Origin of the sequence: Streptomyces niphimycinicus (assembly GCF_018883605.1) — a bacterium.
In the GTDB taxonomy this organism is placed as follows: Bacteria; Actinomycetota; Actinomycetes; order Streptomycetales; family Streptomycetaceae; genus Streptomyces; species Streptomyces niphimycinicus.
On sequence record NZ_JAHLEM010000056.1, the window covers coordinates 1 to 10426 of the forward strand.

At 71.4% G+C, this 10426-nt stretch carries 10 protein-coding genes and 1 pseudogene; 6 read left to right on the forward strand and 5 right to left on the reverse strand.

Annotated elements, in window-relative coordinates:
- Positions 1-212 precede the first annotated feature (212 nt).
- Positions 213-1022 (reverse strand): NAD-dependent epimerase/dehydratase family protein, encoded by an 810-nt coding sequence (locus KN815_RS07250; RefSeq protein WP_216340917.1) that lies wholly within the window; start codon positions 1020-1022, stop codon positions 213-215.
- Positions 1023-1314: 292 nt separating this feature from the next.
- Between KN815_RS07250 and KN815_RS07255 the strand changes: the two genes are divergently transcribed.
- Together KN815_RS07255 and KN815_RS07260 are read left to right on the forward strand one after the other, a co-directional pair.
- Positions 1315-2268 carry a 5-dehydro-4-deoxyglucarate dehydratase gene (locus tag KN815_RS07255; RefSeq protein WP_216340918.1) on the forward strand — a complete coding sequence of 318 codons (954 nt, stop codon included), beginning with the start codon at positions 1315-1317 and terminating at the stop codon, positions 2266-2268.
- Complete coding sequence (locus KN815_RS07260) at positions 2265-3464, forward strand: hypothetical protein (RefSeq protein WP_216340919.1); 1200 nt, start codon at positions 2265-2267, stop codon at positions 3462-3464. Before KN815_RS07255 ends, KN815_RS07260 begins: the two co-directional genes overlap by 4 nt.
- Before the next feature lie 204 nt (positions 3465-3668).
- Here the strand turns inward: KN815_RS07260 and KN815_RS07265 are convergent, their stop codons facing one another.
- Entirely contained in the window at positions 3669-4283 is a 615-nt protein-coding gene (locus KN815_RS07265; RefSeq protein WP_253208813.1) for a kinase, read from the reverse strand.
- 94 nt (positions 4284-4377) lie between these two features.
- Between KN815_RS07265 and KN815_RS07270 the strand changes: the two genes are divergently transcribed.
- The 4 genes and pseudogenes from KN815_RS07270 (at position 4378) to KN815_RS07290 (ending at position 7925) form a co-directional block, all read left to right on the forward strand.
- Complete coding sequence (locus tag KN815_RS07270) at positions 4378-5016, forward strand: GntR family transcriptional regulator (protein ID WP_216340920.1); 639 nt, start codon at positions 4378-4380, stop codon at positions 5014-5016.
- A 236-nt stretch (positions 5017-5252) separates the two neighbouring features.
- Positions 5253-5504: pseudogene (locus tag KN815_RS07280) on the forward strand (sugar ABC transporter substrate-binding protein); the annotation flags it as partial.
- 179 nt (positions 5505-5683) lie between these two features.
- Positions 5684-6493 (forward strand): polysaccharide deacetylase family protein, encoded by an 810-nt coding sequence (locus KN815_RS07285; RefSeq protein WP_216340921.1) that lies wholly within the window; start codon positions 5684-5686, stop codon positions 6491-6493.
- A gap of 211 nt (positions 6494-6704) precedes the next feature.
- Positions 6705-7925 (forward strand): right-handed parallel beta-helix repeat-containing protein, encoded by a 1221-nt coding sequence (locus tag KN815_RS07290; protein WP_216340922.1) that lies wholly within the window; start codon positions 6705-6707, stop codon positions 7923-7925.
- A gap of 46 nt (positions 7926-7971) precedes the next feature.
- On the opposite strand, the gene KN815_RS07295 is transcribed toward KN815_RS07290, so the two are convergent.
- The 3 genes from KN815_RS07295 to KN815_RS07305 all read right to left on the reverse strand — a co-directional run.
- On the reverse strand, positions 7972-8952 hold the full coding sequence (locus KN815_RS07295) for an aldo/keto reductase (RefSeq protein WP_216340923.1): 981 nt from the start codon (positions 8950-8952) through the stop codon (positions 7972-7974).
- Positions 8953-9066: 114 nt separating this feature from the next.
- The gene (locus KN815_RS07300; RefSeq protein WP_216340924.1) at positions 9067-9768 is read right to left on the reverse strand and encodes a response regulator transcription factor; all 702 of its coding nucleotides are present in this window, start codon (positions 9766-9768) and stop codon (positions 9067-9069) included.
- Positions 9765-10426: sensor histidine kinase (locus KN815_RS07305; protein WP_253208814.1), on the reverse strand; the 662-nt coding region annotated here is incomplete at its 5' end. The genes KN815_RS07300 and KN815_RS07305, both read right to left, overlap by 4 nt.

Sequence of the window (10426 nt, forward strand, 5' to 3'; positions counted from 1 at the left end):
AAGGGGTACCCGGAGGGGCCGCCCCGGGGCTCACCGGTCCGCACTCCGGACAGAGAGCCGCCCCTCCCATGTCGCCGAGCCGCCACGACCCCCAACACCCCACCGGCCCGACGGCCTGCGGCGGCGCCCGCCCCCCACCTCCGGATCCATGCTCAAAAGCCACCTCGCCTCGGTAAGCGGCACCCCTACGCACACGAGTCCGCCCGAAAACCTCAACGCGGCCAGATGGGCGGGTTGGTGCAGAACGCGCCGCCGAGGTTCTCGTGGTCGGGGTTGCCCGGTTCCAGCTCGCCCTGTTCGGCGATCAGCTTCGCCGCGTACGCCTCGGAGTCGTCCTGCGGCTCGTAGCCCAGGGCGCGGGCCGAGGAGAGGTCCCACCACAGGCGGGTGTTGGCCGAGCTGCCGTAGACCGCGGTGTAGCCCACGTTCTCCGCCGTGAGGGCGGCGTGGAGCAGCCGGGCGCCGTCCGCCGGGCTCATCCAGATCGACAGCATGCGGACGTTCGTCGGCTCGGGGAAGCAGGAGCCGATGCGGATCGCGACCGTTTCGATGCCGTACTTGTCCCAGTAGAACGAGGCAAGGTCCTCGCCGAACGACTTCGACAGCCCGTAGAAGGTGTCGGGGCGGCGCGGGGTGTCGAGCGGGATGAGCGGATCGTCCCCGACCGGACGCGGGGTGAAGCCCACGGCATGGTTGCTGGAGGCGAAGACGACACGGCGGACGCCCGCCTCGCGGGCCGCCTCGTACATGTTGTACGTGCCCTCGATATTGGCCCGCAGGATCTTCTCGAATGGGGCTTCCAGGGAGATGCCCGCGAGATGGATGATCGCGTCGACGCCCCGCGCGGCCTCGCGCAGGGCGTCCCGGTCGGACAGATCCGCGGTGATCGCGTCCGGCTCGCCCTCGATGGGGAGCTGGTCGAGCAGCCGCAACTGGTATCCGTACGGCGGCAGCAGCTCGCGCATCAACGTGCCCATGCCGCCTGCGGCGCCGGTGAGGAGGACGGTGCGGGGAGCGGGCATGGGCGGATCTCCTCCGTGGGGGAATCACGTATGGGGTTTTTATATGTGGTTTTTATTCATGTATGCGATTCGGATTCATGGCCACCGTAAGGACCGGCGCAGGAGCCGTCAAGGGTGGCACGGTGCCGCGGAATTCACCGCCGGGTGAGGGGCGTCACCCCGTGGGCACCCTTGACCGGTGACCGATGGCTGCCTTACGGTGAGCGTGTTCACGAATGTAGATGACGATCAGAAACGTGCACGCTGCGTCGGTGGGTGACGGCGAGTCGGTGTACACGACAGGGAGAAGCCCGTGACCTCAGCTTCACTCGCCGAGCGCCTTGACGGACTGCTGTTCTTCCCCGTGACCGCCTACGGTCCCGATGGCGCCCTGGACCTGGAGATCTACCGCGCGCATGTCCGCGCCGGGATCGAAGCGGGGGCGGGCGCCGTCTTCGCGTGCTGCGGCACGGGCGAGTTCCACGCCCTGACGCCCGAGGAGTTCCACGACTGCGTGGTGGCCGCCGTGGAGGAGTCCGCCGGGCGGGTCCCGGTGGTCGCGGGCGCCGGATACGGGACCGCGCTGGCTATCCAGTACGCCAAGCTGGCCGAGCGGGCCGGTGCGGACGGGCTGCTCGCCATGCCGCCGTATCTGGTCGTGGCCGATCAGGAGGGGCTGATCCGGCACTACAGCGCCCTCGCGGGCGCGACCGACCTCGACATCATCGTCTATCAGCGGGACAACGCCGTCCTGGACCCGGAGTCGGTGGCCCGGCTCGCCAAGGTGCCCGGCATCATCGGCCTCAAGGACGGCCTCGGCGACCTCGACCTGATGCAGCGCATCGTCAGCGCGGTGCGGGCGGGCGCCCCCGACGAGGACTTCCGCTACTTCAACGGGCTGCCGACGGCCGAGCTGACCGGCCTCGCCTACCGCGGCATCGGCGTGACGCTCTACTCCTCCGCCGTCTTCTGCTTCGTTCCCGAGATCGCCCTCGCCTTCCACAAGGCGTTCATGACGGGCGACGACGAGACCGTCAACAAGCTGCTCGACGGCTTCTACCGGCCGCTGGTCGAGCTCCGCAACCAGGGCCGCGGCTATGCGGTGTCGCTGGTCAAGGCGGGCGTGCGGCTGCGCGGGCTGGACGTCGGCGAGGTGCGGCCGCCGCTGAGTGAGGCCAGCCCCGCACACATCAAGGAGCTGGCCGAGCTGATCGAGCGCGGTATGGCGCTGGTCGGGGACGGAGATGGGGACGGGGCGGGGCGGTGAGGGCTTCCGCCTTCGTCTACCCCTGGGACGTCGTCGGAGACCCGGACGCCGCGCGCCGCATCGCCGATCTCGGCGTCCAGCAGGTGACGCTGGCCTCCGCCTACCACTCCACCCGGGCCCTGACCCCGCGTCACCCCGGCCACCGCATCGTCACCGCCCGCCACGCGGCCGTGCTCTACCCGCCGGACGCGGAGCGCTGGCAGGGGCGCGAGCTGCGCCCGTACGAGCAGTCGTGGGTGCCCGGCGACGACCCGTACGGCGAGGCGGCGGCCGCCCTGGCCGACGCCGGTCTCGAGGTCCACGCCTGGGTGGTGCTCGCGCACAACACCCGGCTGGGCGAGGAACATCCGCGGATCTCCGTGCGCAACGCCTATGGCGACCGCTACCCGTGGGCGCCGTGCATCGCCCGCCCCGAGGTGCGCGCCTATGTGGTGGACCTGGCCGCCGAGGCGGCCGTACGGCCCGGCACCCGCGGCACCGAGCTGGAGTCCTGCGGCTGGTACGGGCTCGCCCATCTGCACGCCCACGACAAGATCGGCGGGGTGCCGCTGGGCGGCGCCGGCCAGTATCTGATGTCGCTGTGCTTCTGCGAGAGCTGCGGCGCGGGCTATGCGGAACTCGGGGCCGACGCCGAGGAGCTGCGCCAAGCGGTCGTGCGCGCCCTGCGGCCGGTGTGGACGGGTGGGACGACCGCGAACGGCGGTGACCGCGCGGGGGAGTGGGCCGAGGTCGAGAAGCTGCTCGGCGCCGACCACGCCGCCGTCTTCGCGGCCTGGCGCGACCGGGTCGCCGGCAGTCTGCGGGGTGAGGCCGTGGCCGCCGTAAGGAGCGCGGCGGAAGCGGACTTCCGGGTTCTGCTGCACGCCGACCCGGCCCCGCACCGGCTCGGCGCCAACGTCGGCGTGGACCCGGCCGATGTGCTGGCCCAGGCCGACGGGGTCGTGCTGCCCTGCACAGGGGGCGAGGCAGCGCGCTCCGCGATCCTGCCGCCGTTCGTCCCGCACCGGACCGAGCGGACCGTGCTCGCCGCCAACTTCACGGTGGTGACGGGGATGGGCGGCAGCCCGGCGACACTGGCCGAGGACGCGGCCCACGCGGTGGAGCTGGGCGCGGACGAACTCCGCCTGTACCACGCGGGTCTGGCCTCGGACCAGGACCTGGCGGCCGTCCGCACGGCCCTCGCCGAACTGGGCTGAGCTGGGCTTGGGGCGAGCTGGGGCTGGAGCTGGGCTGAGCCCTGGGCTGGGCCCTGGCGCTGGGCTGAGCTTGGGCCCTGGGCTGGACCTGGCCTGGGCCCCCGGGCCGAGCTGGGCCCAGGCTGGGCCGAGCCGGGTCCCGGGCCGAACCGGGCCTCGCCAAGCTCAGCCCGGGCCGAGCGGACACGCCCCTGCGCACCGCCCTCACCGGTCACCCCCACCCGGCGGAAGCCGAGGTACCCGAGCGGGGGGCGTAGGGGCGGCAGACCGGCCGTGGGTCTCGGCGCCGTCGGTCCCGGGCGGCGCCGCCCACCCCGCGTCCCGCATCACCCGCTCCACCGTCTCCGCCAGCGCGCTCGCCGCTGGGATCACGGTCTCCACCCCGCCCGGCAGCAGGTCCAGCGGCCGGTACCAGTCGCGCATCTCCGGCTCGCCGTACTCGTCCGCCTGCGGCTTCGTCGCGTGCCGCCGCAGCGTCTCGGCGAACGGGACATCGAGGTAGTAGGCGTGGCTGCGGCCCAGGTGGTCGCGGCACAGGGCGTCCAGCATCCCGCCGTAGTGCGCGGAGTGGAGGATGCCCTCGACGACGACGTGGAAGCCGTGGTCGAGGGCGTAGCGGGCCACGGTGTCGATGAGGCCGATGTTCGCCGCGTCCGGGGTGTCCCGCTCCCGCAGTACGACCCGGCGCAGATTGTCCTGGCCCACCAGTGCGAGACCGCGTCCGTAGCGGGCGCGCAGCCCGGCGGCGACGGAGGACTTGCCGGACGCGGAGTTGCCGCGCAGCACGATCAGCCGCGTCGTCGCGGAACCCACCCTCATCCGCGCCACGCTAGCGGCGTCGAGGGCGAGTCTTCATCGCGTCGTACTTCATACGTCATATATGAGACGCGATATGTGAGATCTGAGAGCAGCCATGGACATCGCCCCGAGCCCGATCCCCTCCCGTACCCAGTACGTGCTGGAGGCGGTCAAGCACGCGATCCTCACCGGGCGGCTGCGCCCCGGGCAGGCGCTGGTGGAGGCCGAGTTGGCGGCGCAGTTCGGGGTGTCCAAGACGCCCGTACGGGAGGCGCTCAAGACTCTCGCGGGGCGGGGGCTCGTGGTGATGAGCGAGTACAAGGGGGCCACCGTCCGGACCGTGGACACCGCGATGGCGCATGCCGTCTACGATGTGCGGCTGCTCCTGGAGCCCGAGGCGCTGCGCCGGACCGTCGCCGCGCGGGCCGGGCTGGAGGCCGCCGGGGCCGCGCTGGAGCGGTCGGACGCGGCCGACGATCCCGCCGGGCGGTCGCCGGCCAACCGCGACTTCCACCGGGCGCTCTATCTGCCCTGCGGCAACCCCCTGCTGACCCGGATGCTCGACGAACTGCGGGACCAGGCCGCGCTGGTGTCCGCCGTCGCCTGGCAGGCGGTGCCCTCCTGGGAACAGGAGGCCGTTGAGCACCGGGAGATCCTGGCCCGCGCGCTCGACGGCGACGCCGACGGGGCGGGCCGCGCCCTGCACGACCACATCGCCTCCTTCGTCCGGCGCGCCTTCCCGGACCGGGAGTAGCACCCGGCGGTTCCGGTCGCCGACCCCAGCACCCAGCACCATCCGAACAGCTCGTCCCGATGCCGAACATCGAGAGAAAGGGTTCGTATGGACTACTCACCGCTGAGGACGGCGCTCGCGGATGTCGTGGCGATCCCGGTGACTCCGTACGACGCCGACGGCGCCGTGGACCGCACCGCCTACCGCGCCCTGCTGCGCAGCTCGTCGGCGTCGGCCATGACGCGGCCACCGCCGTCGAGGCCGCCCGCCATGCCCGTATCGCCGAGGCCCCGCCGACCAAGGCCGCGCTGGAGTCGCTCAACGATCCGCGGACCAAGGTCGTCCAACTGCCGTACTACCTCCCGGACTGGAACAACATCAGCAAGGCCGACAACGAGCCCGGCTTCCAGAAGGTGCTGCTCGGCCGGATGACCGCCAAGGCGTTCTGCGACAAGGTCGCGGACGAGCTCAACGCGGCACAGGCGGACTGGAAGAAGCACCAGCGTTAGCCGCGCTCGATCACCACATCGCTCCACGGGCCCTCGGGCCTCGGGCCCGCGGGTCTCTATGAACCCCGTGTATACGTCAGGTGTATAGTGCTCGCAGTATGCGGCCAACAGTACATATTTCCGTGCCTGTTGACCGCATTGCGATCACTCATGGCAACAAAAGGACTGCGGGGATATCAATGGGGCGAAAAGGTCGAATATCCGGACTGCTCGTGAGTGCCGTCTGTCTGACACTGGGCATCACCGGCTGTGGCGCGTCCTACGACACCACCTCGCCGCGCAGTGCCCGGGAGCACGCGGTGAAGGACGCCGGGCACGCGACACCGGCCGCCTCGAAGCCGGACGTGCCGAAGAAGGGCGACGGGACGAACGGCTCGGTCGACTGCTCCCGCGCCAAATGCGTCGCCCTCACCTTCGACGCGGGCCCCAGCGAGAACACGCCCCGGCTGCTGAAGATCCTCAAGCGGGAGAAGGCCCACGCGACCTTCTTCATGCTCGGCAAGAAGCACATCGAGAAACACCCCGACCTGGTGCGCCGCATCGCGGACGAGGGGCATGAGCTGGCCAACCACACCTGGTCGCACAAGATCCTGACCAAGACCGACGACGACGGGGTCCGCTCGGAGATCAACCGGGTCCAGAGCGCCGTCAAGAAGCTCACCGGCCGTACGCCGCTGCTGATGCGGCCGCCGCAGGGGCGTACCGACGAGCGGGTCTCCAAGATCTGCAAGAAGCTGGGCGTGGCGCAGGTGCTGTGGAGCGTGACGGCGAAGGACTACCAGACGACCGACTCCGCGCTGATCGAGAAGCGGGTGATGGAGCAGACGAAGCGCGACGGGATCATCCTGCTGCACGACATCTACAAGGGCACGGTGCCGGCGGTGCCGGGGATCCTGGCGAAGCTGAAGAAGGATGGCTATACGGTGGTGACGGTCTCCCAGCTCCTGGCCCCGGCCACCCCGGAACCGGGCAAGGTCTATCGTCCATGAGCCAACAGGCCAACAGGACCTTCCGTTTCCGAACATCCTCGGCCACAAAACGATCAAGACTTGTCGCAAGCTATCGCGAGGGGATCGGAATTTCGTAATCTAAGAATCCTCGGGTGCCCGGCAACCTAATCTGGACTGGCGGCAACTACGACATGGGACGGGCCGGTCCGGATCCTCCGGCCCGTTCTCCCGACGCGGAACAGGAGTTGCCATGGGGCTGAGGCGTAAGCGGGGCCGCCACCGTCGCCGCAAGGACCGCACGCTGCCGTTGGGCAGCGCGGTGATCGTGGCGTCGGCCGTGGCCGGGGTGTATCTGACGGCTTCGCCGGACGGCGCGAGCGCCGTGCCCACCACCGTCTATGTGGCCACCAACGGCAGCGACGGCGACAGCGGCACCCTCAAGTCCCCCTACCGCAGCCTCGAGAAGGCGATATCGGCCGCCAAGGCGGGCACCACCATCGAGGTGCGCGGGGGCACGTACTACCCCGCCAGGACGCTGCGCAGCTCCGTCAGCGGCACCCCCCGCGAGCGCGTCCAACTGCGGCCCTACGGCGCGGAGAAGGTCCGGCTCGACGGCTCCCGGCTCGGCGAGGGCGCCTCCCTGGTCTCCCTCAGCGCCGACTACTGGACGGTCTCCGGAATCGAGCTGCGCAACGCCCCGGGCGGCGGCCTGGTCTGCACCTCCTGCGCGCGAAACGTCTTCCAGAACCTCAGCACCCACGGCAACGGCGACACCGGACTCACCCTCCGCGGCGATGACACCAACGGCAATGTCATCCGGAACCTGGACTCCTACGGCAACCACGACGACGCCACCGGCGGCCAGAGAGCCGACGGCATGGCCCTCACCCACGGCTCCGGCACCGGCAACGTGGTCACCGGATCCCGGCTGTTCCGCAACAGCGACGACGGCCTCGACCTGTGGATGTGGGGGAGCCCCGTCACCATCGAGCACTCCTGGGCCTTCGAGAACGGCCGGAACCGCTGGCACATCCCCTACTTCAAGGGCGACGGCAGCGGCTTCCAGCTCGGCGCCAACCGCCGCGGCGCCCCCTCGCCCGCCCATGTCGTACGGACCTCCGCCGCCTGGGCCAACACCAAGAGCGGCTTCGAGGCGGGCGGCAACACCGGAGCCCTCCGCCTCCAGCGCACCACCGCCTTCGCCAACTGGGACAAGGGCTACTCCTTCGCCGGCTCCCGCGCCCTCCTGACCCGCAACCTCGCGGTCTCCAACGGCCGCGGCGGCGCCGACACCGGAGTCCTCGCCGCCTCCCGGGACAACAACTGGACGCCGGGCGGCCCGGCCACCCCGTCGCTGGTCACCACCGACCCCACCACGGCCCTCGGCCCCCGGCGGCAGGACGGCTCCCTCCCGGTCACCAGCTTCCTCGTCGTCATGGACCGCACCGAGATCGGCTCGACGATGAACTGAAACCCCGGGAGACCCTGGGCTCCCCCGGGGAAGCCGTCCCGCCCGGTCAGCTATGGCCCATGATGGGGCGCGGGCGGTAGGGGTCCTCCAGACGGGCCACCTCCGCCTCGTCGAGCGTCAGCCCGACCGCCGCGACCGCGTCCTCCAGATGCCCGATCTTCGTGGCCCCGACGATCGGCGCGGTGACCGCGGGCCTGCCGAGCAGCCACGCCAGCGCGACCCGGGCGGGGGAGACCCCGCGCTTCTTGGCGACCGCGCGGGTGGCGTCGAGTATGGAGAACTCCGCGTCCGCGTACCACTTCTCCACCAGCGGATCGTTGCCCGCCCGGACCGTGGTCCCGGTGCGGTCCCGGTCGCGGGTGCCCGCCAGCAGCCCGCGCGCCAGCGGGCTCCAGGGGATGACGCCGACGCCCTGGTCCAGGCAGAGCGGGTTCATCTCCCGCTCCTCCTCCCGGTAGAGCAGGTTGTAGTGGTTCTGCATGGAGACGAACCGGGTCCAGCCGTGCGCCTCGGCCGTGTGCTGCGCCTTGGCGAACTGCCAGGCGAACATGGAGGAGGCGCCGATGTACCGGGCCTTTCCGGCCCGCACCACATCGTGGAGCGCCTCCATCGTCTCCTCGATGGGCGTCCCGGGGTCGAAGCGATGGATCTGGTAGAGATCCACATGGTCGGTGCCCAGCCGCCGCAGCGAGGCGTCGATGCCCGCCAGGATGTGCTTACGGGACAGCCCGCGGTCATTGGGGCCCTCGCCCATCGGGGAGTAGACCTTCGTGGCGAGGACATAGTCGTCGCGGCCGGGGAACAGCTCCCGCAGCAGCTCGCCGGTGATCTCCTCGCTCCGGCCCATCGAGTACATGTCGGCGGTGTCGAAGAAGGTCACCCCCTCCTCGACCGCGCGCCGCACGATCGGCCGCGCGTCGTCGATGTCCAACTGCCAGGGCCGGTGTTCGGGGCTGCCGTAGCTCATCATGCCGAGGCAGATCCGCGACACCTTGATGCCCGACGCGCCCAGTCGTGCGTACTCCATGCGTCTGCTCCTCCCGCCCATCCGTCCGTTCGGCCGACCCGTCACAGCAGACCACCCCGGCCGCCGGATGTCAGCCCGGTGTGCCGCCGGTTATCGGCCGGAGTGCCGCTGACGTCAGCCCGGTGTGACGAAACCGCTTTCGTACGCGGCGATCACCGCCTGGGTGCGGTCCCGCACCCCCAACTTGGTGAGCACCGCCCCCACATGCGTCTTGACCGTGGCCGGTCCCACCGCCATCCGGGCCGCGATCTCGGAGTTGGACAGCCCGTCGGTCATCAGCCGCAGCACCACGGCCTCCCGCTCGGAGAGCCGCTCGCTCAGCGCCCGCGCGCTCGCCTCGCGGTTCGGGCCGCGGGCGGCGGCGTGCTCGGCGGCCAGCGCCCGCACCGCGGCCGGGAACAGCAGCGAGTCGCTGCGCGCCACCAGCCGCACCGCCTGCACCAGGTCCTCCGCACGGGCCCGCTTGAGCAGAAAGCCGCTGGCCCCGGCGCGCAGCGCGTCATACACATAGCTGTCGTTCTCGAACGTCGTCACCACGATGACGCGCGGCGGGTCCGCCATGGTGCCCAGGATCCGCTCGGTGGCGCGGATGCCGTCGACATCGGGCATCCGGACGTCCATCAGCACGACGTCCGGGCGCAGTTCACGGACCACCGGTACGGCCTCGGCGCCGCTTCCGGCCTCGCCGACGACCGCCAGGTCCGGTTCGCTGGAGAGGATCGCGCGCAGCGCGGTGCGCACCATCCGCTCGTCGTCGACCAGCACGATGCGCAGCGGGGACGGCGGGGCGCCCACCGGGGACGGCGAGGTGCTCATCGGGACGCCTCCAGCGGGAGCCGGACCGTCAGCCGCCAGACGCCGTCCACGGTGTCCCACGCACAGGTGCCGCGCAGCAGGGTGGCCCGCTCGGCGATGCCGCGCAGCCCGCGGCCGCCGGTGGGCCGTGCCCGGGTGGCTCCGTTCACCGGGTTCTCCATCATGATCTCCACCTTCTTCGGGTCCTCGGCGATCCGGAGCCGCACCGGCACCCGGCCCGCGTGGCGCAGCGCGTTGCTGAGCCCCTCCTGGACGATGCGATACGCCTCGCGGGAGACGACGGGCGGCAGCCGGTCCAGCGCGCCAGGGGCCGTCAGCTCGACGGCGACGCCCGCGGCCCGGGTGCGGGCCAGCAGCCCGTCCAGATCCATGAGGGAGGGGGCGGGGGCGGGGGCCGGACGGTCCTCCCCTTCGCGTAACAGGCCCAGCACGCTGTCGAGTTCACCGACCGCGTTCCGGGTGGTCTCCTCGATGGCCGCCAGCGCCTCCCGGGCGAAGTCCGGATCGGTGTCGAGGACCTTACGGGCCGCGCTCGCCTGGAGGGTCACCGCGCTCAGCGCATGGCCGACCGAGTCGTGCAGCTCGCGGGCGAGCCGGTTGCGGGCGGCCAGCCGGGTGGCCCGCTGCTCGGCGGCGGCGAGCCGCTCGGCGGGGGCCG